Origin of the sequence: Brevibacillus choshinensis (genome assembly GCF_001420695.1) — a bacterium.
Taxonomy (GTDB): domain Bacteria; phylum Bacillota; class Bacilli; order Brevibacillales; family Brevibacillaceae; genus Brevibacillus; species Brevibacillus choshinensis.
The window spans coordinates 500,325-527,104 of the sequence record NZ_LJJB01000007.1 but is presented as its reverse complement, the minus strand read 5'-3'; the positions used below and the strand labels follow the sequence as shown (position 1 = coordinate 527,104).

At 48.5% G+C, this 26,780-nt stretch carries 24 protein-coding genes and 1 riboswitch; of the genes, 4 read left to right on the top strand and 20 right to left on the bottom strand.

Translation table 11 applies throughout. The features are described 5' to 3' along the window. Positions 1–2 precede the first annotated feature (2 nt). Complete coding sequence (locus AN963_RS02500) at positions 3–866, bottom strand: ABC transporter permease subunit (RefSeq protein WP_055742987.1); 864 nt, start codon at positions 864–866, stop codon at positions 3–5. A gap of 176 nt (positions 867–1,042) precedes the next feature. On the opposite strand from AN963_RS02500, the gene AN963_RS02495 reads away from it, so the two are divergent. Further along, on the top strand, positions 1,043–1,462 hold the full coding sequence (locus tag AN963_RS02495; RefSeq protein ID WP_055744417.1) for a VOC family protein: 420 nt from the start codon (positions 1,043–1,045) through the stop codon (positions 1,460–1,462). A 57-nt stretch (positions 1,463–1,519) separates the two neighbouring features. On the opposite strand, the gene AN963_RS02490 is transcribed toward AN963_RS02495, so the two are convergent. The 4 genes from AN963_RS02490 to AN963_RS02475 form a co-directional block, all read right to left on the bottom strand. Beyond that, complete coding sequence (locus AN963_RS02490) at positions 1,520–2,770, bottom strand: M24 family metallopeptidase (protein WP_055742986.1); 1,251 nt, start codon at positions 2,768–2,770, stop codon at positions 1,520–1,522. A 162-nt stretch (positions 2,771–2,932) separates the two neighbouring features. Further along, positions 2,933–3,394 carry a chemotaxis protein CheX gene (locus tag AN963_RS02485; RefSeq protein WP_055742985.1) on the bottom strand — a complete coding sequence of 154 codons (462 nt, stop codon included), beginning with the start codon at positions 3,392–3,394 and terminating at the stop codon, positions 2,933–2,935. Between the two features lie 79 nt (positions 3,395–3,473). Further along, a complete protein-coding gene (locus AN963_RS02480) occupies positions 3,474–3,869 on the bottom strand; it encodes a hypothetical protein (RefSeq protein ID WP_055742984.1) in 396 nt (131 codons plus the stop codon). A 66-nt stretch (positions 3,870–3,935) separates the two neighbouring features. Further along, positions 3,936–7,694 carry a S8 family serine peptidase gene (locus AN963_RS02475; RefSeq protein WP_055742983.1) on the bottom strand — a complete coding sequence of 1,253 codons (3,759 nt, stop codon included), beginning with the start codon at positions 7,692–7,694 and terminating at the stop codon, positions 3,936–3,938. 189 nt (positions 7,695–7,883) lie between these two features. On the opposite strand from AN963_RS02475, the gene AN963_RS02470 reads away from it, so the two are divergent. After that, positions 7,884–8,327, top strand: coding sequence for a MarR family winged helix-turn-helix transcriptional regulator (locus AN963_RS02470; RefSeq protein ID WP_055742982.1), 444 nt, complete (start codon positions 7,884–7,886; stop codon positions 8,325–8,327). A 92-nt stretch (positions 8,328–8,419) separates the two neighbouring features. Beyond that, positions 8,420–10,006: an MDR family MFS transporter gene (locus tag AN963_RS02465; protein WP_055742981.1), complete on the top strand. Its 1,587-nt coding sequence runs from the start codon at positions 8,420–8,422 to the stop codon at positions 10,004–10,006. 265 nt (positions 10,007–10,271) lie between these two features. Here AN963_RS02465 and sdhB read toward each other — a convergent pair whose 3' ends face one another. From sdhB to AN963_RS02450, 3 genes are read right to left on the bottom strand one after another with little or no spacing between them, the layout of a single operon-like run. Beyond that, positions 10,272–11,021, bottom strand: coding sequence for a succinate dehydrogenase iron-sulfur subunit (gene sdhB, locus AN963_RS02460; RefSeq protein ID WP_055742980.1), 750 nt, complete (start codon positions 11,019–11,021; stop codon positions 10,272–10,274). Between the two features lie 20 nt (positions 11,022–11,041). Beyond that, positions 11,042–12,799 (bottom strand): succinate dehydrogenase flavoprotein subunit, encoded by a 1,758-nt coding sequence (gene sdhA, locus AN963_RS02455; RefSeq protein ID WP_055742979.1) that lies wholly within the window; start codon positions 12,797–12,799, stop codon positions 11,042–11,044. Positions 12,800–12,817: 18 nt separating this feature from the next. Then, entirely contained in the window at positions 12,818–13,429 is a 612-nt protein-coding gene (locus tag AN963_RS02450) for a succinate dehydrogenase cytochrome b558 subunit (protein ID WP_055742978.1), read from the bottom strand. 399 nt (positions 13,430–13,828) lie between these two features. Between AN963_RS02450 and AN963_RS02445 the strand changes: the two genes are divergently transcribed. Further along, positions 13,829–14,275, top strand: a complete 447-nt coding sequence (locus AN963_RS02445; protein WP_055742977.1) for a DUF2507 domain-containing protein — start codon at positions 13,829–13,831, stop codon at positions 14,273–14,275. A 97-nt stretch (positions 14,276–14,372) separates the two neighbouring features. Here AN963_RS02445 and AN963_RS02440 read toward each other — a convergent pair whose 3' ends face one another. The 12 genes from AN963_RS02440 to AN963_RS02385 all read right to left on the bottom strand — a co-directional run bounded on the left by AN963_RS02440 (position 14,373) and on the right by AN963_RS02385 (position 26,706). Beyond that, positions 14,373–15,614: an aspartate kinase gene (locus tag AN963_RS02440; protein ID WP_055742976.1), complete on the bottom strand. Its 1,242-nt coding sequence runs from the start codon at positions 15,612–15,614 to the stop codon at positions 14,373–14,375. A gap of 373 nt (positions 15,615–15,987) precedes the next feature. Next, a riboswitch (Lysine riboswitch) is annotated at positions 15,988–16,175 on the bottom strand. Positions 16,176–16,260: 85 nt separating this feature from the next. Further along, positions 16,261–18,042 carry an excinuclease ABC subunit UvrC gene (uvrC, locus tag AN963_RS02435; RefSeq protein WP_055742975.1) on the bottom strand — a complete coding sequence of 594 codons (1,782 nt, stop codon included), beginning with the start codon at positions 18,040–18,042 and terminating at the stop codon, positions 16,261–16,263. A 43-nt stretch (positions 18,043–18,085) separates the two neighbouring features. After that, positions 18,086–18,337, bottom strand: coding sequence for a DUF2164 domain-containing protein (locus AN963_RS02430; RefSeq protein ID WP_055742974.1), 252 nt, complete (start codon positions 18,335–18,337; stop codon positions 18,086–18,088). 132 nt (positions 18,338–18,469) lie between these two features. Beyond that, positions 18,470–19,183 (bottom strand): ABC transporter ATP-binding protein, encoded by a 714-nt coding sequence (locus tag AN963_RS02425; protein ID WP_055742973.1) that lies wholly within the window; start codon positions 19,181–19,183, stop codon positions 18,470–18,472. A gap of 3 nt (positions 19,184–19,186) precedes the next feature. Then, complete coding sequence (locus AN963_RS02420; protein ID WP_055742972.1) at positions 19,187–19,948, bottom strand: ABC transporter ATP-binding protein; 762 nt, start codon at positions 19,946–19,948, stop codon at positions 19,187–19,189. A 1-nt stretch (position 19,949) separates the two neighbouring features. Further along, on the bottom strand, positions 19,950–20,909 hold the full coding sequence (locus tag AN963_RS02415; protein ID WP_055742971.1) for a branched-chain amino acid ABC transporter permease: 960 nt from the start codon (positions 20,907–20,909) through the stop codon (positions 19,950–19,952). 13 nt (positions 20,910–20,922) lie between these two features. Further along, entirely contained in the window at positions 20,923–21,789 is an 867-nt protein-coding gene (locus AN963_RS02410; RefSeq protein WP_055742970.1) for a branched-chain amino acid ABC transporter permease, read from the bottom strand. A 269-nt stretch (positions 21,790–22,058) separates the two neighbouring features. After that, the gene (locus tag AN963_RS02405; protein WP_055742969.1) at positions 22,059–23,255 is read right to left on the bottom strand and encodes an ABC transporter substrate-binding protein; all 1,197 of its coding nucleotides are present in this window, start codon (positions 23,253–23,255) and stop codon (positions 22,059–22,061) included. 302 nt (positions 23,256–23,557) lie between these two features. Continuing rightward, positions 23,558–23,875, bottom strand: a complete 318-nt coding sequence (gene trxA, locus AN963_RS02400) for a thioredoxin (RefSeq protein ID WP_055742968.1) — start codon at positions 23,873–23,875, stop codon at positions 23,558–23,560. 267 nt (positions 23,876–24,142) lie between these two features. Further along, positions 24,143–25,102, bottom strand: coding sequence for an electron transfer flavoprotein subunit alpha/FixB family protein (locus tag AN963_RS02395; protein WP_055742967.1), 960 nt, complete (start codon positions 25,100–25,102; stop codon positions 24,143–24,145). 20 nt (positions 25,103–25,122) lie between these two features. After that, positions 25,123–25,890, bottom strand: coding sequence for an electron transfer flavoprotein subunit beta/FixA family protein (locus AN963_RS02390; protein ID WP_055742966.1), 768 nt, complete (start codon positions 25,888–25,890; stop codon positions 25,123–25,125). A gap of 42 nt (positions 25,891–25,932) precedes the next feature. Continuing rightward, positions 25,933–26,706 carry an enoyl-CoA hydratase gene (locus AN963_RS02385; protein WP_055742965.1) on the bottom strand — a complete coding sequence of 258 codons (774 nt, stop codon included), beginning with the start codon at positions 26,704–26,706 and terminating at the stop codon, positions 25,933–25,935. Between the last annotated feature and the right edge of the window lie 74 nt (positions 26,707–26,780).

Below are 26,780 nucleotides of genomic sequence, written 5' to 3'. Positions count from 1 at the left end.
GACTATTTATAAACAACCGCGCGTTCAAACAAGTACAAAATCACACGGATCAAGAGATAGACGAGAATGGACAATAAAATAATTCCTAATAACCCCATGACGGCTGCATTGAATTGATACGCCCCGCTCTTACTAAAAATAAACCGCGTCAGACCGACCACATTGAGTAAATACTCGACGATAAACAGGTTGGCGACGGTGATCGCGATCGTTTTTTTCAAGTCAGCCAGTAAAAATGGCTTGATGTTCTTGTACACATGATGGATCAGCACATGCCAGATTCCCATTCCTTTCGCCAGCGCTGTCTTGATATAATCCTCTCCGCCAATCTGGGTATATTTCAGACTGATTACTTTCATGAGAAAGATCGTGGGACCTATCGCCAAGAGCGTCATCGGGAACCAGTTGTTATCTGCGTCGCTCGTCGGTGACAAGGTAATGATGCGGATATTGGTCAGCTTGTAAAATCCGATCGCCGCTAGAATCGACACAAAAATCAGAATAAAATCAGGAATCGTAGCCACCAGATCCAATCCTTTTTGGATATGGCGAACCATCCCAAAGCGTTGCAAGAACAATCCAAACACGAGGCTCACGACCACCGCAATCAACACACTGGAAAATAGCAGCTCAAACGTACTCAGAGCAAATGGAAAAATATCTTCTGCAATACTTCTCTCATTCTCCCCTAAATAATAGGTTCCCAGGGATCCCCCTGCTATTTGCTGGATCAGGTATACCGTGCGCACCACTACATTCTCCGGAGCAAACACGATTTCTTCCTTTACTGTATACAGCATGAACGGCCCGCCACAGACGGCGATGACCAGGAAAAACATTCCTAGCAGTTGTTTCACATATGACAAGCATTCATACCCCCTTGCTATTTCCAACAATACACTATCTAAAAAAAATCATCCAGACAATCAAAAATATTTTATGTTTTTTTATATTTCAGATAACATCTCCACTGACAGCCTTTGTCAGTAGTCAAAGATTACCATAATAGTTAGAACAGCATCCATTTAGGAGGTAATTGATGATGAGCCAGACAAATACTTTACGAGGACTCACTACTATCAGCTTTTGGGCAACTGATTTGATAGCAGCTACGAAATGGTATAGTGAGCTGTTAGGCTTCGCTCCTTATTTTGAACGCCTAGGATACGTCGAGTTTCGCCTTGGCGACTACCAGCATGAGCTCGGTATCATCGATAGCCGCTATGCGCCCGATGGTTTAACAGCTGGCACTGGTGGAGCTGTCGTCTATTGGCATGTTGACCATGTGGAAGCAACTTTTGAGAAGTTACTTTCCATGGGAGCTACCCTGCTTGACGCACCCATTGACCGTGGACAGGGGTTCATCACTGCTTCCGTAATCGACCCTTTTGGTAATATCCTCGGCATTATGTATAATCCACATTATTTAAAAGTTCTGGATACCTTCACTAGCGGTGAATAACGATCATAGAAAGAGGCAGCTCCAATCCAGTCGGGAGCTGTCTCTCACATGATCGATTCAACGAATCAAGTAGTATTCCATTTGGCTTTTTGCAAGATACTGCACCTTGTTTGCGATAAACGAAATCGGCTCTTCCAAATAAACCGGTATTTCCTGATCCCATTCAGGGATGTACTGACGAATGTTGAATTCCATGGCGTAGCAGGTGTTGTTTTGCAGGGCCAATTCACCTCTGATCGGTATCTCCTGCTGCTTGTCGTACATGCCAATGAGTGGTCCCGCTGCATGACAATGGTTTCCTAGTGGATGCGAATAGATCATGGCTTGAATGCCTTCCTGGTTTGCCTGCTTCACGCTTTTCTGAAAAATATCGTTGCCCGTCCGTCCTTCTACGAAATTTTCCGCGATGATCTCTTCCATTCGGATAGCTGTCCGCATCGCAGCCAGTAAGCCTTCGGGAGCTTCCTCCTCACCGGCATGCAGCACGTATGCAAGCTGTTGTGTATCCGTTGCCAGTCCCAAGTAGTGAATCCCAAAGTCAATGTGCACGACATCCCCAGGCAAAATAACGACTCCCTCCAGCCTATCTCCCCCTTTTCTGACTACATCAACGGTAGGATAAAAGGAGGTCTGAACTCCCAAATCGTTGACTCGCTGGCGAATCCAGTCTACAACATCCGTCGTAGTCGTAATTCCCGGATGAATCACCTTGTTGGACAACGCTTCCTGAGCTAGTCCCCTCGCAGTCTCCGCGACCGCAGGGTAGGCGGCCAATTCTTCCGGGCTGCGAATTTCGAGCCAATCGAGTGCTACCTTTTCAGCACTCACTACTCTTGTTGCGTATTCCTGCCCCACGACCTCCCGTAGCTTTTCATAAAACGTATGCGACAATCCATCGCAAAAGCTGTAGTGCTGGGACATGTTCACCCCGATCTGCCTCGGGTTCTTTTCATCTATGAGTCGGGCCAAACATTCCCACTGATCTTCGTCAGCTTGCTTCCATACCCTTTCATAAAAGGGATCAAAAGCGGGATTGGTATGTATGACATATCGATTTACAGTCTTGTCTTCATTCAGGAAGAAGGCAAACAATGTCAACCGACGAGAGCTGTCCACGGCTGCTGGAAAAAGTGTTTCCACGATGGGATCTTCGTGATACTCGCGCCCAACGATGACCCACACATCCAATTGATGCTTGTCCATAATGGCGGGCAGGATAGTCTCAAGCCTCTCCTTCAGCCAACGATCTTTTGTCTTCTCTCTTTCTTTTACAGGTAGAATCGTTCCGCCAAATTCATATCCAGCCATTGCAGTTTCCCCCTTGGAAAGCCTCACGTATAGAATGAATTCTCTTGCTTTCGATGAGTATCACAGTAATGCATGGTGCAGGTAATCGTCAATATTTTCCGACTTTTTTTGCTCATAACAACATCCATAATCTGGATAATAAAAAAGACGGCCTCTGCCGTCCTAATCCACTACCACCATCTGGATTTCCATCCGACCCATATCGTGCAGATCCAGTGGCGCCGAAAGTGATGTACCGGTAATATTCTGCATTTCCTGTTGCAGCAAAAATAGCGGAGGAGTAATATCGACAGCTACACCACGATTGGACAAGATCGTACTCGCATTCCCAGAGATCATATTGCCCAATTCAGATATCGCGCTCTTCCCCAGTTCATCCATTTCCTGAACGGGAAAGCCTCCCATCATGGCGGAAACAATGCGCAAGGCTAACTCTTCCTGCAATCCAAAAAAGACGGTCCCCTGCAATTGGCCTGTCATTCCAATTCGAATCCACGTGTGGTTTTCCGGATAGACCCAATCCTTTTCAGCCATTTCTCCACGAGATATGCCGACATTGCAGACTTGCTGAATCACGGACGAAGCTGATTCAAGAAATGGATCCAAGAAATCATGGTCTTTCATCTGAGCTATCTTCCTTTCCCGGGCAATTATCTCTGTAATAGCCTTATCATAATGTCGATTTTTGGCAGAATCAAGAGTCTCACAAAAACTTTGTAGGAATTTGGTCACACAAACAAGGAACACCGGGAAAGAGAACTTCGACTTTCGCCTCAGGATCACTTGTGAAAATGTACACACAAGTTCGTAAATCCAGCACCTCTACCCCTACCTCATGACTGCTTAACTGCCACATAGGGAGACTCAAGCGCTCAAAGGCAAAGACAGTATCTCCAAACGCCAGGCATTCCTGGATGCAACGTGACGATGGGTAAGTCTCATCGGCTTCCAGTAAATGAATAGGTTCTAAACCAAACTGCTGCATCAAGTGCAGCCTGTCCAGCAATTGTTCCTGCTTTTTTCTTTTCACTGTACGCCGCGGCGATAGCAACGGGTACTCCCTACACACATATTCCCATTTTATCCCGTGATAAAACATGAGTTTTTCCTCCATACAGGTGAACACCCGGAGTAGCAATCGAAAACGCTACTCCGGGTGTATTGATTACCGTTTTTTTCCATTCACATTCAGTTCTGCTCGTGCTTCTCTGCCCAATGAATCCACGGCATTCATCGTCAGTTTGTGTTTTCCATCCAAGACCTGATCGAGCACAAACCGAAATTCTCCGCGGTCGTTGATATCAGCTTGAAATTTACGTTCTCCGTATGAGACGGTAAGCGTAATGGCTCCAGTACCCGTTACTTTTCCGCTGATCGGGACTGACTCACCGGATTTGGCGTCCACTAGTTTTTCTGTGAGGGTCACCGTAGGAGCAGGTATGGCCCTTGCCTGATACGTATAGCGCTGCTCACCTTGATGCAAGACGACGGAACCCGCAATCGCGTCTACATAACCGTATACGACGAGCGCATTTTGATTTCCAGCACCGTCCTTGGCCTCGATCAGGATTCGGTTTTCCCCTTGTTTGAGTGCCAGCGTCTGTGTCAAATTCTTTTGGACCGGCTTTTCCAGCTGATCTTCTTCAAAGCTGGAGACAATTTGCCCATTTAAGCCTACTTGACCTTTGTATGTCTGATCCCGATACATAAACCGGATGGGGACCATCACATGCTTGGTGTTGGCGTCAAACAAGACATCTTCCGTCCCGTCGTTTTGGAACTGCAGGAGCGGCACCGTCGTGTCTACAATCACTCGTTGTGTAAACTGACGTGTGTTTCCGTACATATCCTGTACGCTGTAATTGACGTAATTGAGCCCTTCCGGAAGATGCAAAATGGTCTCGAACGCTCCATCTGCCTCTACCTTCACCGGGGCTTTATTGATCGACAACCGCACCCGATCGAGCAGATCTTCACCTGTGACCTTCCCACGGATCGCAATATCTGGTTGTTTGGATATTTTCACGTAGGTGAATAGATCGTCTGGGAATTCCACGAATGGCGGGACGGTGTCACTTTTTCCGTTAATGTCCACCACACTGATATTCCCGGCAAAGTCATAGGCAACGACGCTCATCCGCTTTTCAGGCTGGTTGATGATCGTGCTGGACACGTTGCTCGAGTAAGGTCCACCTGCTTTTTTACCATTCACATAGAGCACGTAGCCTTGGACGTCCTTGTCCCGACTGCTCCATTGCACACGATTGCCGGATAGTGAAGCGGATATCACCGGCGGCTTGGTATCTACGCGAATCGGCAGGATAAGTGTTTGCCAGTTGGTGTTTCTTCCATCAATTTTTGCCTTGATGACAAATTGATAGGCGCCATCGGGAACTTTTTCATAGATGCCTTTTTCGGACGAAAAGGCTTTGCCATCCCAGCTCCATTCTTCCCGTTCCGTGTAATAGTAGGGTGTCCCTAGCTTGGACTGATCGAATTTGCTGATTCGATCCACTCGCGTCAAAGAACGGATCAGCTTGCCTGATGAATCGGTGACGTCCACGACAACCTGACGGGCATTACGCAGAAACGTAATGGAAGGTGCTGCCGTATCAAAGTGTCCATCTCCGTTCGGGGAAAAGGCGATCTTGGTCGGATCGATCTGAACCGTTCCGTCTTCTCCTACGCCTGTTACACCGAGATAATCCCGGTATTTCCACTTGTCATTTTGCTTGTCGTGGAACCAGGTCGTTTTGATACCCGTACGCTTTTCCTGACTGCCTGCGTCCCACATCGGCTCATCCATCACACGTGGTTCATCCCATTCGCCATAAAAACCGTAATAAGGAACACGCAGCTTCGGAAGCTCTTTTTCATCAGGCTGGAAGGCGATGAAACCCTCCACAAATTGATTTCGTTGGGCTTCCTTCGGGATGGTTAGTGTCACCTTTACCTCTGCCTTGGTTCCAGGAGCAACCGTGACCTGTTGCTTGGAAAACTGCAGCCCGGCACCCTCGATGTTCGTCTCTGTCAGCAGGTTCACACCATTTCTGCGCAAGTCTGTCAGCACGCCAAACTCGTCCTGAACCGTATACGTAATGGGTTTTTTCCCAAATTTGTTGTCCACGAACAAGGAAAACTCGGTTTTCTCTCCGACCTCTCCAAGTGAGACACCTGCTTTACCCTTGCGATCTACGACGATGACAGGCGTCTGGATGGCTTTTACAATCTGCATCAGTCCAGCCCCTTGCACACGAGGGCTATACGGCATTTTTTTCTTTGCTTTTTCAGCAAGTACCGAGACAGCCTGCTGCGGGTCAATGATAGGCTCCGCTGTGTTCATGGCTGCTGCCTTCAATGTCTCGACCAGCACCCTGCCTTGCAGTCCACGTCCTTGCTTTTGATACGCCTCTTTTAAGAGGGCCATGCCTCCAGCCACGTGTGGAGTAGCCATGGAGGTTCCGCTTTTCACGGCATACTCAGACTCGCGAACGGTTGATAAAATGCCGCCGCCTGGAGCTGCAATCTCAGGCTTGAATTGCAGATCAGGCGTCGGACCCCAGGAGGAAAACGCGGACATCGTTCCTCCATCCGGGTACGGCATAGGATTTTGCCCATACTGTCCATCAAAGGTAATCGTCACTTTCTTTCCTTTTTTCAAAGCCTGGGCTAGCTGCTCGCCCATCTGCTTTAAAATAGAAACAGCAGGAATCTGCTTCAAATGCTCCGCACTGATCAGGAGTGGACCTGTCTCATTATTGTAGATGACTGCTCCAACAGCCCCGGCTTCCTTGGCGAGTCGCAGCTTATCATCAAACGAGATGTCCCCTCGCTCCAACAGCACGACCTTCCCTTTGACGGAAACATTGTAGTCCTCTTTCTTCCCTTTGCCCATATAAACCAGCTGATAAGGCTTTAACAACTCAGAGACTGGTGTAATCGCCGCACCGCTCCCTACATGTCCGTGCAGGTAAACGACACGCTCTAGCCCCGATACGCCTTGCACTCCAAAGCTGTAACCCGCCAGTGTCGTCGCATTGACGGAAGCTACGGATAGTGCATCTGGCGTCAGACCGGGAGAACCAATCATGGACACATCGGGGTTCTTCTCCCGTACCTTGTTACTACCGAAGTAAGCATCGTTTCCCGCAGCGGCTACCACAATAACACCGTTGTCCACCGCCCGTTTGACAGCATACTGCTCCGTATTCGACTCGTCCACGTATCCTGCTGAGGAGCCGAGGCTCAAATTAATGACATCCGCTTTTTTGGTGACGGAATCGTTAATCGCAAACAAGATTGACTCGCTTAGACCAGGTACTTCTCCCTGATAGTTCGAGAAGACCTTTTGGCTCATGATTTGTGCCTCTGGCGCAACACCTTTCATTTTTCCATTGGCTGCAATGATCCCCGAGACATGCACGCCATGCTGAGACTCTCCTACATCTACGGTTACTTGATTGCGGTCGGCCCAGTTAAAGCCCGGAATCACTTTTTGCGTGGAGCCTGATTTTTGCTGAGCCAATCGCTTCTCCTTTGGTGCAGGCATATCCGGATGTTTTGGATTCACCCCGGTATCCACTACGGAAACTAGCATGCCCTCGCCTTTCACGCCAATCTCCTCCCACGCTTTGGGAGCCTCGATCATATCCAGCGTCGAAGTCGAGGCTGACGACACCTGTTCCCCTAGAAACGAATCACTAGCACGTGACCACTCATCAGCAGAAGCCCGCACCTCATTTTGTATCGCGACAGACAACCTTCCTGTATAGGACTGCCACTCCGTCCCTCGTAAATCTTGCATAACCTGATTGTAAAAAGCAGAGGAATCAACCTCGGAATCTGCTCTTACCTGAGAAATGTTCACTGTTGTCGCGGGAAGCAAAACCAACGCCAACCCTAAGCTGAAAACTCGTTTTCTCATCGTTTGCCCCCTTTTTGGAAAAGCTTCCATTGTATTTAAGTTTTCACTGGGAATCGCCAAGGTATTCCCCGAAGTGAAAATGTGTAGTTGACATGCCAATCAATTCCGTATATATTTAAACACGTTAACTATTAGCTGCGTGAAATATTCGCAACGAAAAATGTGTGACTTCGACTAGGAGCTGAGGCTATGCAACACGATACCAACCAAGCGATGGAACGCCTGCAGGAAGCTGTACGGTCTACCATGCGCGTCTTGGGTCCACAATTGTCTGAACCAGTCTTTGGCTTGACCGGACCCCAATTTTACATTCTCCATCAGCTAGATCTAAAGGGTAAATGTACGGTCGGTGAATTAGCAGATTCCATGGCGGTCAAGCCAAGCGCCATCACTGCCATGATCGACCGATTAGATAAACACGAATTCGTCGTCCGTGACCGAGATGATCACGATCGCCGGGTTGTCCACATTAGTCTCACAGCATCCGGTCGCGATACGTTGAGCCAGGTGAAAAAACACAGACAGGGAATCCTGAAGCATTACTTGTCCCATTTGACACAAGAAGAGCTGAGCAGCATGATTCATGTCTTTGAAAAGCTCTCACGGGTGGCTCCCGCCCCAAAAAGGGAGTAGGTTTACCTTTTCATACGCTACGTTTGTTACTATCCCATTCCCTTCATCCAAACAACCAGATGTTTTTTGAACAAGAGTAGGAGTGATAGAAATTGGAAGAACAAATGAAGAATCGAGGGTTATTGATTGTCGGATTACTCGTGGCGATGCTCTTTGCCGCGCTGGATGGAACCATTGTTGGGACAGCGATGCCCCGTATTGTAGGTGAGCTCGGTGGTTTAGGGGTCATGACTTGGTTAACCACTGCCTATATGCTTACTTCGACTACCGTTGTACCGATTGCAGGGAAACTGGCTGACATGGTCGGGCGCAAATCCGTCTATGTAACGGGGTTGGTTATTTTCATGATAGGGTCGATGCTGTGCGGCATGGCCCAAACGATGAACCAGTTGATTTTCTTCCGCGCCTTGCAAGGGATTGGCGGGGGGATCATGATGCCGATGGCGATGATTATTATCGGGGATATATTCACCGGCGAGCAACGGGCAAAATGGCAAGGGGTTTTTGGTGCCATCTTTGGACTTTCCTCCATCGTCGGCCCTCAAGTCGGTGGCTGGATCGTCGATTCTCTCGACTGGCGTTGGGTCTTCTACATTAATCTGCCGGTAGGGATCATCGCAACTGTCTTGATTTCCATTGCCTTGAAAAGTTACAAAGCGACTGGACCTGTGAAAATTGATATCTGGGGCATGTTCACCATGATTGCCGGGGTCGTCAGTCTTTTACTTGGACTCACATTCGGTGGAAAAGATTATGCATGGGGATCGTGGCAAATCGTCTCGTTGTTTGCGGCGGCTGTCGTCTTCTTGACCAGCTTCATTCTCATCGAGTCCAGAGTTAGCGAGCCTATCCTGCCACTACGTCTCTTTAAAAACAAAAGCTTCTCCTTGTTATCCGGGATCGGCTTTCTGATGTCCGTGGGTATGTTCGGAGCAATCATGTTCGTTCCCTTGTTCATGCAAGGGGTAGTTGGAATTAGCGCTTCTGAGTCGGGTACTGTGATGATCCCGATGATGCTGTCCATGATGCTGACCAGTATCTTCGGCGGGCGCTTGGTGCATAAGCTCGGGATGCGGACACAAATGTTGATTGGTATGATCGCCATGAGCGTCGGGTTCTGGCTACTCTCTGGCATGGGTATCGATACCACAAAACTGAGTGCCATGAGTTACATGGTCGTGCTGGGTCTTGGTATGGGTCTCGTCATGCCACTGATCACCATTGCCCTACAGGAATCGTTCCCTAAATCAGAACTGGGTGTCGTGACCTCGTCCAGCCAATTCTTCCGTCAGATTGGCGGAACGTTTGGGATGACGATTCTCGGAGCTGTGATGAATGTTCAATCAAGCGGTCTTTTAAACGCCAAGCTTGTTCCGTATCTGGAGAAGCTCCCAGAGCAATCGCATGATATGGTACAGCAGATGGAATCCATGATTGCCACAAATCCTCAAAGTCTCTACTCGATGATGTACAGTCCGGAGACATTGGCACAGATTCCAGCGGCTATTCGCGATACGCTCTTGCCGATTCTAAAGTCTTCCATGGTCGAGTCGTTGCACCACGTCTTCCTGTACGGTATGGTCTTTGTCCTGATCGGTGCTATCTGTACGTTTTTCCTCGGAAAGATTACGATCAGCAAGCCAGTGAAGGCAGATGACACCCCACAGGTCGATGCGTAAATCCGTAAATCGCAACAAAAGCCAGCAGCTCTTTTTAGAGTCGCTGGCTTTTCTTTATTCTTGCACGGCGCTTCCCCATTTTTGTACCCATTTCTCTATCTCTTTCAAGGCAGTCTGAAAGTCGCTTCCTTTTCCGTCAGAGAGTATTGAACGGTAACTGGCACCGTCGGGAAAAGTATCATCCTTCGAATTTTTATTCTTTCCGATCGTACAAAAAAGCGTGCAACCCGAGATTCGGATTACACGCTTTTTTTTACCCAAACGATTACGAGAAGAAGAATTTCTTCACAGCATGTTTGGTTGTTTCTTTGTTCATGTGGGCGATGGAAGTTGTCAGTGGAATGCCTTTTGGGCATGCCTGTACGCAGTTTTGCGAGTTACCGCAATCACCGATACCGCCGTCTTCCATCAACGCTTCCAGACGCTCATGTCTGTTCATTTTACCTGTTGGATGCTCATTGAACAGGCGTACTTGAGAGATCGCAAACGGACCGATAAAGTCGGATTTCGCATTTACGTTCGGGCAAGCTTCCAGACAAACACCACAAGTCATGCACTTGGACAGCTCGTACGCCCATTGACGATCCACTTCCGGCATACGTGGTCCTGGTCCGAGGTCATGTGTACCATCGATTGGAACCCATGCTTTTACCCGTTTCAGTGCATCGAACATACGGCTACGGTCTACCGACAAGTCACGTTGAACAGGGAATGTGCTCATTGGTTCCAGACGGATAGGTTGTTCGAGCTTATCGATCAGGGAAGAGCACGCTTGACGTGGTCTTCCGTTAATAACCATCGAGCATGCACCACATACTTCTTCCAAGCAGTTCGATTCCCAGTTTACCGGTGCCGTTTTTTGGCCTTGAGCGGTCAGCGGATTGCGCTGAATTTCCATCAGTGCACCGATTACGTTCATGTTTGGACGGTAAGGGATTTTGAACTCTTCCTTGTACGGAGTGCTGTCAGGGCTATCTTGACGTGTAATAATCAGGTGAACTAATTTTTCTGCCATGATCAGTTACCTCCTATCTTTTAGTGCTTTTTCTCAGACGTGTAGTCACGTTTACGTGGCGCGATCAGGGAAACGTCGATATCTTCGTAGTAGATTTCAGGCGCAGTTGTTTCTGCATTGAACTTCGCCATCGTCGTTTTCATAAAGTTATCGTCATCGCGTTCTGGGAAGTCTGGTTTGTAGTGAGCGCCACGGCTCTCGTCACGCTTGAGCGCGCCGATTGTGATCGCACGAGACAGAACCAGCATGTTCCACAGGTGACGAGTAAACGATGCACCAGCATTGCTGAATTTGTTTGTATCGTTGATGTTGATGTTTTTGTAGCGTTCCATCAGCTCAACGATTTTGTCGTCTGTTCTTTGGAGACGGTCGTTGTAACGTACTACCGTTACGTTGTCTGTCATCCACTCACCCAGTTCCTTGTGGATCAGGTAAGCATTTTCGGTACCATCCATCTTCAGGATGTTATCGTATTTGGTTTGCTCTTGTTTGGTGAAACCTTCGAAGAGTGTAGAAGACAGATCGTTTGCAGATTGCTTCAGGCCGTTCATGTATTCAATCGCTTTTGGACCAGCTACCATACCGCCATAGATCGCGGACAGGAGGGAGTTTGCGCCCAGACGGTTTGCACCATGTTGGGAATAATCGCACTCACCTGCAGCGAACAAGCCAGGGATGTTGGTCATTTGGTTGTAATCTACCCACATACCGCCCATCGAGTAGTGAACAGCAGGGAAGATTTTCATCGGAACTTTGCGTGGGTCATCCCCTACGAACTTCTCATAAATCTCGATGATACCGCCCAATTTCACATCGAGTTCTTTTGGATCTTTGTGAGACAGATCGAGGTATACCGTGTTTTCACCGTTTACGCCCAGCTTCATGTCTACGCACACATGGAAGATTTCGCGAGTCGCGATGTCACGCGGTACCAGGTTACCGTACGCTGGATATTTTTCTTCCAGGAAGTACCAAGGTTTACCGTCTTTATATGTCCATACACGTCCACCTTCACCACGAGCAGACTCGGACATCAGACGCAGTTTGTCGTCGCCCGGGATAGCAGTCGGGTGAATTTGGATCATTTCGCCGTTCGCATAAATAACGCCTTGTTGATAAGCAGTAGATGCTGCTGTACCTGTGTTGATAATCGAGTTCGTCGATTTACCAAAGATGATACCAGGGCCGCCAGTCGCCAAAATAACAGCATCTGCACGGAAGGATTGAATTTCACCGGAACGCATGTTTTGTGCAGTGATCCCTTTACAGGTTCCTGTGTCGTCCAAAACGGCTCCGAGGAAATCCCAATATTCGTACTTGGTTACCAGACCTTCCGCTTCGTAGCGGCGTACTTGCTCGTCCAGTGCGTAAAGCAACTGTTGACCAGTAGTTGCACCAGCAAACGCTGTACGGTGGTGTTGAGTTCCCCCGAAACGACGGAAGTCCAACAAACCTTCAGGTGTACGGTTGAACATAACACCCATACGGTCCAGCATGTAAATGATGCCCGGCGCTGCGTCACACATTGCTTTTACAGGCGGTTGGTTCGCCAAGAAGTCTCCGCCATAAACTGTATCATCGAAGTGCTCCCAAGTGGAGTCGCCTTCCCCTTTTGTATTCACCGCACCGTTAATACCACCTTGGGCACAAACGGAGTGGGACCGTTTAACCGGAACCAGGGAGAAAAGCTCGACGGGAACGCCTTTTTCTGCTGCTTTGATGGTAGCCATCAAGCCGGCCAAACCACCACCGACAATGATTAGTTTACCTTTTGCCATGAGTAAGTCCCCCTATCCCTATACAATGAAAGCTGACATCGCACGCAAGCCGATGTAAGTAACAACTACGAAAACGATCAATGTGAAGTAAGTAGCAATACGTTGGGAACGTGGTCCGACCGTAATACCCCAGTGAACCAGGAACGACCAGAGTCCGTTAGAGAAGTGGAAAACAGTGCTGATGATACCGATCGCATAGAACACGATCATCGCTGGGCTACTGAAGATGTTCGCCATCATATCGAAGTCCACAGTTGCTCCCATTGCTTTTGCAATGCGGGTTTCCCATACGTGCCAAACAATGAAAATGAGCGTAATGATACCTGTTACCCGTTGCCACAGGAACATTTGGTTCCGGAAGTAGCCGAAGTTCCCTACATTTTGCTTTGCCTGGAAAGCAATGTAGATACCATAAATCGCGTGAAACAGGATCGGGATGTAGATGAAAACGAATTCAACTACTAGTAGAATAGGAACGGATTCAATTGCGCCGACCGTAGTGTTGAAGGCTTCCGCTCCGCGGGTTGCTTGATAGTTTGCTGTTAAGTGGAACAGCAGAAACAGCCCGATTGGAAACAACCCAAGAAGTGAGTGTAGCTTGTGACTGAGAAAGCTATTGCCTTTCGCCATACTATGGTCCCCCTTTCAATGTATGTAACTCTCGTTTCTGTGAAAAACGTCTAGACGTTTTTCATGAAAATTTGATGTGACCGCTAGCGGTCGTCAAAACGGTCGTGACCGTTTTGATAGACCTTTCCCCCATATCCTAACCCATTGCATCATCCATTAGACATTGCATGATTCTCTCCACCAAAATGTCTATAAGCGTCGAAATGTGTCAGAACACGAAAAAAAGTCGGGCAAAACTTTGACCAAAACAATTGTACTCCTGTACTCGGGGAGCGTCAAGACAGTGAATAGACTAAATCCATTGATAGATCAAACTTTCATATAGGCGATATTTTCCTACTATTCTGTCATAAACTCAAACTCTTCCACATAATCTAGTACAGACAGGAGGGGAACACAATGAAAGAGACGGATCAACTGTCCGCCTTGCTGCCTCAGGAGTCTATTGCCTATGCGGAACGGATGAACATGCCCTATCTCGGCTATCATCTATTTCGAGAAACACTAACGAACACCTTGCTCGGTGATAGTGAAAGTCCTATCCTCTATTGGCTTGGAAAAGACATCGGAGTAAAGATTCCGATCCAGTCCTCTGCAGGAATTGTCTTGCCATTTATGCGACTCGGTCTCGGACAATTGGACCTCATGGAAGAATCGGAGCTACAGATTCAGTATAAACTCTCTCATGCCATCTTTTCCTACATGACCGATCAAAGGCTCAGTCGCGCACTCTCTTTAGAGTGTGGGATCATCGCTGGCGCTATTGAGCGGTGGAGAGGAAAGGAAACGACCGCTCAGCTCTTGATGGAAGGGAAAAGTGACATTCGTATTGTCGCTAGTCATTAAATTCTGACCTGACTGGACGTAGCAAACATGGAGAACCCCTCTTCCTCAATAGGGAAGAGGGGAGTGGTTGAATAATAAACAAACCGAGTCTATCTACCTACAATCCATGTACAACCGCGGTTTCTGCTACATCTAGCCCATACGCTGTATGCAAGCTACGAACAGCCAGTTCCGACAAATGGGCCGGAATCACGCAAGAAACCTTGATATCCGAAGTAGATACCATTTTAATAGAAATTTCTTGTTCAGCCAAAACGCGGAACATTTCTGCCGCGACGCCTGGATTGTTAACCATGCCAGAGCCGACAATCGATACTTTGGTCAAGCCTTCTTCGTAATCAACTTTCTCAAAACCTAGTGTTTCCTGATGAGCCGCAAGGGTGTCCAGAGCCTTTTTCAGATCATCGGATGCCACGGTAAAAGAAATGTTGGTCACCGCTGCATCATAAGAGCTCTGAATGATAATGTCCACATTGACCTGGTTATCAGCCAGTGTATTGAAAAGGCGAGAGAGCGTCCCTACTTTTGCAGGCATCCCGACTACCGTTACTTTGGATACATCTTCATCATGCGCGACTCCACTAACCACTCTTCCTGTTTCCATATTGGCAACCTCCTCTACGTACGTACCATCTTCAGCAGTAAAGCTGGAGCGGACTACCAGCCGTACCTTATATTTTTTTGCGGCTTCTACCGATCGTGGATGCAGGACTCCTGCTCCAAGATTCGCCAGCTCCAACATCTCATCATAGGAAATGCTGTCCAGCTTGCTTGCAGCCGGAACGACCCGCGGGTCAGCGGTATAGACACCGGACACATCCGTGAAGATCTCGCATTTCTCTGCATTCAGGCTCGCTGCCAACGCTACTGCCGACGTATCCGAACCACCACGTCCCAGCGTAGTAATTTCCCCTTCATCGCTGATGCCTTGGAAGCCTGCAACGATGACCACTCGACCGCGTCCCAGCTCCGATTGAATGCGCTCAGGATTAATCTGTTGTATCCGTGCTCTACCGTGGATGGCTTCCGTCGTCACCCCTGCTTGCCAGCCTGTCAACGAAATCGCGTCGTAGCCTTTTGTATGCAATGCCATCGACAAAAGCGCGATTGATACCTGCTCCCCCGTGGTCAGCAGCATATCCATTTCCCGCTCCGATGGGTAGGCCGTAATCTGCTTTGCCATGTCTACCAACACATCTGTAGACTTGCCCATAGCAGATACGACGACGACTACATCATGTCCTTCTTCTTTGTAGCTGATAATTCGGTCCGCAACTCGCAAAATTCGCTCAATGGTACCAACGGAGGTTCCTCCGTATTTCTGCACGATCAACCCCATGAGGCTTCTCTCCCTTTTCCTGTTATCCCATTCATTGGTGGTTTTATCCTATACTCGTATGGTTTTCTTTTTTCTCTATGTTCATACCGTAATCATTCACGCTACTAGAAAACTTGGCTACGCCAGGCTTTTTGGCGGAGCCTTAGTACCCAAAGGGCACAAGTCTCGCTTTCTCTCACTTCGTTCGAAGTCTCGCTATGTTGCACTTGTACTGGATAGGATTCTTATAAATTCCTATCTGTATAAGAAAAGGCACCGACTAGGAATAGTACCTGCCGCTGCCTATTGTTTCGACATCCCGGTTCCTCCCTTCCAATACACGCGGCCAGCGCACAGCATGACAAAACCATCCGTCATGACTCACACTGACACACCGTGAGATAGCACTCCATCTAGCAACTGGTGATTGCCGAGATGACAGTCCTGCGTTTGTTCAACGCAGACCCAGCATGAAGAAAATCGGGTCTTTCTTCACACTTCGGCGAATTCCCCTTTCCCATACCCTTCATAGATTCCCGATCTCAGGGAGGTACTCTTGGTTTTCGCGCCTCTACCTCACTCCATAATGGAAGTGAGGCTAACTATTCTGTTTGAAAGGCATTATATCACGGAGCGGGGAGAGGTTCAATTCCTTTTTGCCAAGTTGTCAGGATTCAAGCTTGTGCAAATGGGTAATAATTTCTTTGGCCAGCTTGTCTCCGATCCCCAGCTGCCGGAAATCTTCCACCGTCGCTTCCCGCATTTTTTTCAAGGAGCCAAAGTGCGTAAACAACAGCTTGCGACGCTTTTCTCCGATGCCAGGAATCTCATCGAGCTGGGAGGAGAGCATCGTTTTCGTGCGTGACTGACGGTGAAACGTAATCGCAAACCGGTGAACTTCGTCCTGGACACGTTGGAGCAGATAGAATTCATAGCTGTCCCGCTTCAGCTCCACAGGCTCTGGTGGGTCGCCAAACATCAGCTGAGCCGTCTTGTGCTTATCGTCTTTGGCGAGACCGCAGACAGGGATGTAGAGGCCCAGCTCGTTCTCCAGGACGTCCATAGCCGCGCTGATTTGACCTTTGCCGCCGTCGATGACAATCAGGTCAGGCATGGAGCCACTCTCTTTTAACAAACGCGAATAGCGACGACGGATGACTTCTCGCATGGAGCCGTAATCATCCGGCCCTTCTACGGTCTTGATTTTAAATTTGCGGTATTCCTTTTTATCTGGACGGCCATCTGTAAAGACGATCATCGCCGACACGGGCTCTGTTCCCTGAATATTCGAGTTGTCAAACGCTTCGATCCGATTAGGTGTGCCAATCCCGAGAATATGGCCCAGGTTATGGACAGCCTGAATCGTGCGGGCGTCATCCTTGGACATCAGAGCAAACTTCTCCTGCAGGGCGATTCTAGCGTTCTCCGATGCCATTTGGACGAGCTCACGCTTTTTACTCCGTTTCGGAGAATGTACTTTGATTCCCAGCCATTCTCCCAGCAAATCGGGATCGCTCTGCTCCGGTAGTAGGATTTCCTTGGGCAACGCATTCTGCTTGTCATAGTAGAACTGACTCACGTACGACATGAAATCCTCTTCTTCGTCTCCATAATAAGGAAACGAAGTTGTATCTCGCTCGATCATTTTGCCTTGGCGCATGTAAAACACTTGAACGCACATCCAGCCCTTTTCCACGGCATAGCCGATGATGTCTCTGTCTACCGTATCGGTCAGCGTTACTTTTTGCTTCTCCATGACCGCTTCGATATTTTTGATTTGATCACGGTACTCTTTGGCACGCTCGAATTCCATGCTCTCAGCAGCATGCATCATTTTTTCCGTCAGCTGCTGCTTCATTTCCTCGTGGCCACCGTCGAGAAACTTGCTGATTTCCTCGACAAGCCGTTGATTCTCCACAGCAGAGACATCTTGTACACAGGGCGCCAGACATTGACCCATGTGATAGTACAAACACACCTGCTTGGGCATCGTGCGGCACTTACGCAGTGGGTACAGCCGATCCAGAAGCTTTTTCACTTCCGATGCTGCCCCGGCGTTTGGATACGGACCAAAATAGCGCGCTTTGTCCTTGATGACCTTGCGCGTGATTTCCAGACGAGGTTGCTGTTCATTCGTAATCTTGATGTAAGGATACGTTTTGTCATCCCGCAGCATGACATTGTATCGTGGGTTGTGCTGCTTAATCAGGTTGCACTCCAGGACCAATGCTTCAATCGCGGAGGAGACGACGATATATTCAAAATCGACAATCTCACTGACCAACAGCTGTGTCTTCCCGTTGTGGCTGCCGGTGAAATAAGAACGGACGCGGTTTTTCAGCACTTTTGCCTTCCCCACGTAGATGATTTCCCCGTTCTTGTTTTTCATCAGGTAGCAGCCTGGCTTCTCAGGCAATACAGCCAGTTTATCTTTCAAGGAGCTGTTCAGTGCTGCTCCCTCCTTTTGCCGTTCATTATCGTACCCATTTCATTTATCGACCAGTAGCTGTGGGCTTTTCCAACACGTATAGCTCGTCTTCTAAGGAAGCAAATCTTTCGAGCATCAGTTTCCGGCAATCCTGCACACCCTGATTATAGAGAATGGGCCCTAATTGCTTCCAAAAGAAATCAATCATCTCTTCCGTCTCCAGGTTCCCCAGATCCTCTCCACGCTGCTCGTGAAAAAAACGCTGGACTTGATGGGTAAGAAATTCTTTTTGCTCACGGGACATTTTATCTGCCATGGGAATGTTAGCACCCTTCCTACTACCTATCTCCATAAGAATATACGTTCCTTCTCCATGTTACCACGGATCGGAAACGAAAAAAACTGCCGCCCATTGGTACCTGCGACAGTTTCTTTCTTCGTGATTCTCTTAATGCTTGCGGCCACCTAAATACGCCTCTTTGACGCGCTCATCGTTCAAGAGCGATTCAGCGGTGCCATCGAGTACGATTTGACCTGCTTCCAGTACGTATCCGTAATCAGCAATTTTCAATGCTTGCTTGACGTTTTGCTCGACAATCAGGACAGTCGTACCTTCCGCATTGATCTGCTTGATAACTTTAAAAATATCGGATACAACGATTGGCGCCAAGCCCATGGAAGGCTCGTCCAGCAAGAGCAGCTTCGGACGGGACATCAATGCGCGAGCGATCGCCAACATCTGCTGTTGTCCCCCTGACATCGTTCCGCCAAGCTGCGTCAAACGTTCCTTTAAGATAGGAAACCAACCCATCATTTTTTCCATATCATCTTTGATGCCTTGCGTGTCATTGCGCTGAAAAGCACCCATTTCCAGATTCTCCAGCACTGTCATTTTCCCGAGAATGGCACGACCCTCAGGTACGAGTGCCAGTCCGGTTTTTACGATCTGATGCGGCCTTGATCCGTCAATGCGCTGACCACGGAAAACGATGCTCCCGCTCTCCGGCTTCAGCTGACCAGCGATCGTCCGCATGGTGGTCGTCTTGCCCGCACCATTTGCTCCGATCAGAGAGACGATTTTGCCCTCTGGCACTTCCAGAGAAATTCCTCGGATCGCTTTGATCTGCCCGTAGGAAGTCGTCAGGTTTTGAATACTCAGCATGCTTTATTCCTCCTCCTTGCCGAGGTAGGCTTCAATTACGTCCTGATTGGTTTGCACCTCTGCTGGCGTACCATCAGCGATCTTGACGCCAAAGTTAATGCAAACGACTTTATCACAAAGGTTCATGACCAGACCCATATCGTGTTCAACCAAGAGTACGGTGATACCATCGTCACGAATTTTACGAACTAGTTCCATCAAAGACTTCGTTTCACTCTCGATCATCCCCGCCGCCGGCTCATCGAGCAGCAGCAGCTTCGGCTCAGTAGCCAGCGCCCGAGCGATTTCCAGTCGACGCTGTTGACCGTATGCCAGCGTATCAGAGCGCACGTCACGGACATCAGACAAACCAACGAACTCGAGCAGTGCCTCTGCCTTTTTCTCCACGTCACGCTCTTCCGCACGCTGCGCTGGAGTTTTTAAGAGCGCTGCCCAAAAGCCTGCCTTCATCCGGGAATGGCAGCCGATCTTGACGTTGTCGAGTGCACTCATATGTCCAAAGAGGCGGATATTTTGAAACGTCCTCGCGATTCCCATCTCCGTAATCTTGTTGGGTGCAACCCCATTTAGCTGCTGCCCACCAAAAGAGAAGGTGCCTGTCGTAGGCGCGAAGATCCCTGTCGCCATGTTAAAAATCGTTGTTTTCCCTGCACCATTCGGCCCAATCAAGCCGACAATTTCGCCTTCCTGCACACCGAAGGAGACGTCCCGCAAGGCTGTAATCCCACCGAAGCTTTTCCCTACGTTCTTCAGTTCCAATAGCACGTTACATTCCCTCCTTCGCTTCATTTCCCGTTTTGCCTTTGCGGCGACGGAAAAGCTTTTGGAATGTATCCGTTCCAATCAACCCATGTGGACGGAATGCCATGACACCCACCATAATCAATCCGTACATGAGCATTTTGTACTCAGCCAATCCACGCAGCACTTCTGGCAGCGCAGTCAACACCAAGGCACCAAACAGAGGTCCCCACACGACTTCGCTTCCCCCAATAACCGCATAGGACAAAATCTCTACGACTTTGTGGTAGTTAAAATCGTCTGGCGTAATGGTCGTAGTGATATGTGCAAACAAGCCACCACATACCCCTGCCAGTACTGACCCGATGATAAAGGCGAGCATTTTGTAGTAAGCCACCTGCAGACCCATCGCACGGGCAGCAGTCTCATCTGCTTTGATCGCTTCAAACGCTCGACCCAATCGCGAGCGGTTCAGACGCAAGGTAAGGAACAGAATGACAGCAAACAAAAGCACCATGAACAGGAAGGTAGACAATGACTTCATCTGCATGACAGAGATGCCAAGCGTTTGCGCCTTCAATCCGATCGCTTTCTCAAAATCGTAGAGATAATTCCCGATCGACTGCAAGCCTGTAAGACCCAGGGCACCGTTTGTAACCTTCATGTTCAGGAAGATTACGCGGATAACCTCACCGAAACCGAGTGTCGCAATCGCCAAATACAAGCCGTGCAGCTTGAGCGTAGGTGCACCGATCAAGAGCGCGATTAACCCTGCAGCCAGTCCACCGATGATGATCGCGATAAACAATGGCATGTCTGCTTGCTTGGTCAAGATACTTGCGGTAAAAGCACCAATGCTCATAAAGCCGGCATGTCCCAGTGAAAGCTGACCTGTCGACAGCGTGATATAGATACTAATGGCCAAAATACTGTTTAATAAGATAAACGTGAGTACTTGTAAATTATAGGGATTTAAGATATCCATGGTTTGCACCTCCTTACGCTTTGCGTCCAAATAGTCCTTCCGGTTTCAGCAACAAAATCACGATAATCAAGCCGAACGCGACTGCATCCCGATAGGATGAATCACCATAGGCAACGGTAAAGACCTCGATAATTCCGAGCAATACCCCACACACCATGGCACCTGGAATACTACCGACACCACCCAGAATCAATACGGCCAAGCCTTTGAATCCGAGGGTCATCCCCATGGTCGGAATCAGCGCGGAGTAAGCCATTCCAATCAGGATCCCTGCGATACCTCCGAGGGCGGACGCCAGCATAACAGTAATGATGATGACCATATTCGTATTAATTCCCAGGATGTTGGCGGTATCCGTATTTTCCGACGTGGCACGAATCGCTTTACCCATTTTTGTTTTTTGAATCCAGAAGTGGAGCACAAACATCAGGACCAGTGAAATTCCTAGAATAACAAGATCTACACTTCGTATTTGAATGACACCCAAATCAAAAGGCTTGTCCCCAAAAGATTGTGGAAAAGCACGCGAGTCCGCACCGAACAATTTGTGCATCGCCTCTTCCATGAGAATCGCAAAACCGATCGTACTGATCAACGATGCCAAGTGAGGAACATTCTTTTTGCGCAAGGGACGCAATGCCGCATATTCCAAAACAAGTCCCAAAAGCGCAGAGATGATGATGGACGCAACGAGAGCAACTCCCAGCGGCATCTGCATGCTCGTCATCAAGACGAGTCCGACCAGCGAGCCAAAAATAAAGATCTGCCCATGCGCCATATTAATGATGCCCAAGACCCCGAAAATGAGCGTATAGCCCAGTGCAATCAACGAATAAGTGCTACCTACTGTCAAGCCATTGACTAACTGCTGCCAAAACAAACTGACTCACCTCACTGTAAAGTGGTTACATGATTATCGAGTCGCACTCCTCATGATCTATGAAGACCGCATCATTACGGAAAGTTATTCTCGCTGGATCAGCAAGCGAAAGATCGGCGTTTATACTTTCTGATCCAGTTAGAAAACTTGGCTCCGTCATAATAGACGGAGCCCTTTCTAGCATTCAGGACATGCGTTTCTCGATGACGTACTTTTTTATATCCCATTCTCTTTGAAAGAAGAGCCCGGGAGTCCCCGGGCAGCCTTCCCTATTCAAATGGAACAAATTTACCGTCTTTTGCTACGACTACTACTGCATCGCCGATTGGGTTACGTTTCTCGTCAAAGGAGAGTTTACCCGATACACCGTTGAAGTCTTTCAGCTGTGCGAGTTGACCGCGTAGTTCTTCACGCTCCGCTTTGCCAGCGCCCAACAGAGATTGGGACATGATGTAGAGAGAGTCATACGCTTGAGCTGCAAATTGGTCAGGCTTTTTGTTGTATTTCGCTTCGAACGCTTTTACGAAAGCTTGTACTTTGTCGTCTTGTTTTTCAGGGCTGAAAGGAGTTGCCACGATCAGACCATCCGCTGCAGGACCAGCGATTTCAAATACTTTCGGGTTGTTGAAGCCGTTACCGCCAAGGATCGTTGCTGTAATGCCCAGTTCACGAGCTTTTTTCACAACCATGGAGCCCTCTTTGTACAGAGCGGAAACCAAAAGACCATCTGGGTTTGTTTGCTTCAGCTTGGTCAGCTGAGCGGAGAAGTCAACATCGCCATTGGAAAAAGTTGCTTCGCCCGTGATTTCCAGACCCATTTTTTCTGCAGTTGCCTTCATCACTTTGTAGCCGTTTACGGAGAAGTCATCGTTGGATGCATAGATCAGAGCAACCTTTTTCAGACCTTTCTTCTCAACAGCCGCTTTCATCGCAGTAGGGATCGCGATGGATTCAGGAAGAGAGTTGCGGAATACGTATTCCCCGATGTCGTTGATACCTTCAGAAGTGTTAGAAATTCCGAAAATTGGAACTTCAGCATCGTTTGCAACTGGACCTGCAGCAAACATCTCACCGGAAAGCGTTGGTCCGATAATCGCTACCACATTATCCTGATTTATCAGTTTATTTACAGCGTTAATCGCACCCTCTTTTTCTCCGCCAGAATCTTCAAACTTCAATTCCATCTTGAGTTTGCCTTTGTTTGCTTCGTTCAGCTCACCCAGAGCCAGTTCCAAGCCTGCTTTTTGTGCTTCACCATACGCTGCACCAGAACCGGACAGGAATCCAACCACACCGATCTTGGCATTGATTTCTCCACCGCTTGCTTCTGCTGCAGGTGCCGGTGCTGGAGTCGATCCGCCTCCATTTGCTGCTGGTGCTGCGTTATTCCCGCTGGAACAACCTACCATCAAAACGGCACCTAATGAAATTGTTGCCAGTGACTTTACTAAACTGAACCCTTTCATTGAAAATCCTCCCTTAATTTTTATAAATCTTTCTAAAAAAATTGAATATAAGAATTTTAATCAATGTATTACGAAAACGCAAACAATTTTCTCCCTTTAAACTTTGTTTTTTGACAAACGATCGTTCAGAATTTGTCTGATCTTGTTGAAATTTCTGCAATCCTTGCCCTATCAGCCCTGAATCAATCATGTGACAATTTTCTTTTTCCTTTATCATCGAAAGGAAATCATTAACAGTTTAACAGCATTAAAAAACGACACCTACGAGTAGATGTCGTTTCTTATTTGTTGCCTTTATTTTCTTACAGGTGTTTGCCAACAGTTGCCATCAGAGCTTCTTTTGGTTGGAAGCCGATTACTTTATCAACTGGCTGACCGTCTTTGAAAACGATCAGAGTAGGGATGGACATAACGCCGAAACGTCCAGCAGAACCTGGGTTGTCATCCACGTTTACTTTCACGATTTTGAGCTGGGAGCCCACTTCGCTATCGATTTGTTCCAATACTGGAGCGATCATTTTGCAAGGGCCGCACCATGGAGCCCAGAAGTCAACCAGGACTGTACCGCCTTGCTCTACTTCCTGGGAAAAGTTTTGGTCAGTACCATTTACAATTGCCATGAGAAGTTACCTCCTTGAATTCAATTAAGGGAAAAGGTTCCACACGCATCAGTATATCATCCCATACTGAAAATGACTACGGCGCATAGCACTTTGTGCGCACTTCACGCTTAGTCTATCCAGTCTTATGCCGCCTTATTTCGTCTGGCGATCCAGTCTATCGTACTTGACAGCTTAGAAAACTTGGTGGCACCAAGCACTTGGCGGAGCTCGTGCAAAAAAAGCGTCCCAAATAAAGGACGCTTTCTGCATGAACCATAGTTGGTTCTACACCAACACTTTTTTGAATTCAGCAGTCAGAAGAGGAACCACTTCAAACAAGTCCCCGACAATGCCGTAATCAGCTACTTGGAAAATTGGTGCTTCTGGATCTTTGTTGATCGCCACGATGACCTTGGAACTGGACATCCCAGCCAAGTGCTGAATCGCTCCGGAAATGCCGCACGCGATGTACAGATCAGGTGTAACTACCTTACCGGTTTGCCCGATTTGCATGGAGTAATCGCAATAGTCTGCATCGCACGCGCCACGGGATGCACCCACAGCAGCGCCCAGGACTTCTGCCAGTTCATTTAGCGTGTTGAAGCCTTCTGCGCTCTTGACGCCACGGCCGCCCGAAATGATGACTTTCGCCTCGGACAGATCCACTTTGCCACTGGTTTTGCGGACGACTTCCTTCACGATGGAACGCAGGTCTTTGATTTCCAATTCAACGGGTACCACGGTTGCTGTTTTGGAAGCATCTTCCGTTCCAACCGCGATATTGTTTGTCCGTATAGTAACGAAGATTTTTCCATCAACAAATTTACGTTGCTGAAAAGCTTTTCCTGCATAGATCGGACGCACGAATACTGGCCCCGCTTCCAGACTTGTTACATCAGAAACTAGACCAAACCCGAGACGTGCCGCTACGCGTGGTGCCACATCGCGACCGATCGCTGTGTGACCGAGAACGACTGCATCTGGATTCGCCAGTTCAATCAGTTGGGTCAAAGCTTGCGCGTAAGCATCTGGGGTATATTGAGAAAGAGCGCTGTGATCAGCGGCGTAAACCGTGCTCGCTCCATGATGTCCGAGAGTCACTGCGAGTTCTGCTGCGTTTGAACCGAATACAGCTGCTGTCACTTCTCCACCTTCTGCCAATGTCTGTGCTGCAGCCAATGCTTCCAACGACACATTGCGAAGTTGTCCGTCACGAACTTCTGCTAATACCAGTACTTTTTTCATGGATATCCTCTCCTCCTCGCTTAGATCACTTTCGCTTCGTTGCGCAACAATTGCACCAGTTCAGACGCTTGAGCCGCCAGATCACCGGAGAGAATACGGCCCGCCTGTTTTTTCGGCGGCAGCGATTGATCGACGATTTCGGTTTTTGCTTTTACATCTTCTATAGAGAGACCCAAATCATCTGCAGAGAGACGATCCAAAGGCTTTTTCTTCGCTTTCATAATCCCAGGTAGGGAAGGATAACGCGGTTCATTCAGACCTTGTTGTGCTGTGATCAATACAGGCAGGCTCGTTTCTACGACTTCGAGGTCACCCTCTACATCGCGTTCTACGCGAACTGCTGTGCCGTTCAGCTCCAGCTTCACAACGGTAGAAACGTGGTTGATGCCCAGCTCTTCTGCGAGACGAGGACCACCTTGGCCAGCGCCAGAATCGACTGCCATTTGACCGCCGATGATGATGTCAAAGCCGACTTTTTTCGCGACTGCTGCCAGAACTTTGGCAGTCGTGAATTCGTCACCAAACAATTCCTCATCATCCACCAGAACAGCTTTGTCAGCGCCCATTGCCAAAGCAGTGCGAAGGGCTGTTTCAGCACGGTCAGGACCAATGCTGATGACGGTTACTTCGCCGCCATGCTCTTCTTTCAGTTTGATCGCTTCTTCCACCGCGTACTCATCGTACGGATTGATAATAAACTCTACACCATCTTCGGAAATTTTTCCGTTTTGGATGACGATTTTTTCTTCCGTGTCAAACGTTTGCTTCAACACAACCAAGATATTCATTACGTTTACCTCCCTCTGAGTGGTAATGCTCGAATGACCTTGTTAGCGGTCAGCGAAATTTGGCTTGCGTTTTTCCAAAAAGGCACCTACGCCTTCTTTTACATCTTCTGAGGTAAATGCTTCGCCGAACAGTTTTGCTTCCTTTGCAAGTCCTTCAGACTGCGAAAGCTCTACTGCTCCTTGGATGGCAGCTAGCGCCAGCTTCAGTGTAACTGCGCTCTTTGTCGCGATCGAGGTGGCCAGCTTCTTGGCTTCATCCAACAGCTGCTCTGCCGGATAAACCGCTTCCACAAGACCGATTCGCAAAGCTTCCTCGGCACCGATCATGTCCGATGTGAGGATCAGCTGCGTCGCTTTTCCACGACCAACTAAACGAGGCAAGCGCTGTGTTCCACCATAGCCCGGAATCAGTCCTAAGTTCAACTCGGGCAACCCCAACTTGGCTTCATGGGCAGCGAATCGAATGTGGCACGCCATCGCCAGCTCCAAGCCGCCTCCCAAGCACGCGCCGTTAATCGCTGCGATGATGGGCTTTGGAAAATTCTCCAGACGGTCGAACAGCGCTTGGCCACTTTTCGCCATTGCTTCGGCATCCGCCGACTGCAGCTCGGTAAATTCCTTGATATCTGCGCCTGCAATGAAAAAGCGTCCTTCTCCGGTCAAGATGATCGCTTTTATCTCGGCGTCGTTTTCCCATTGATCCAACAGCTCACCCAATTGCGCGAGCACAGGTTTGCTCAGTGCATTGGCTGGCGGGTTGGTGATGGTGGCCACGGCTACACGATCGGCGATCTGCACATTCCAACGCGAATCCATTTCTCTCCCCCCAAACTGTATCTTTATTAAAAAAGGAATCGCTATTTGCTGAGCGGACGCTCAGTCGTACAACT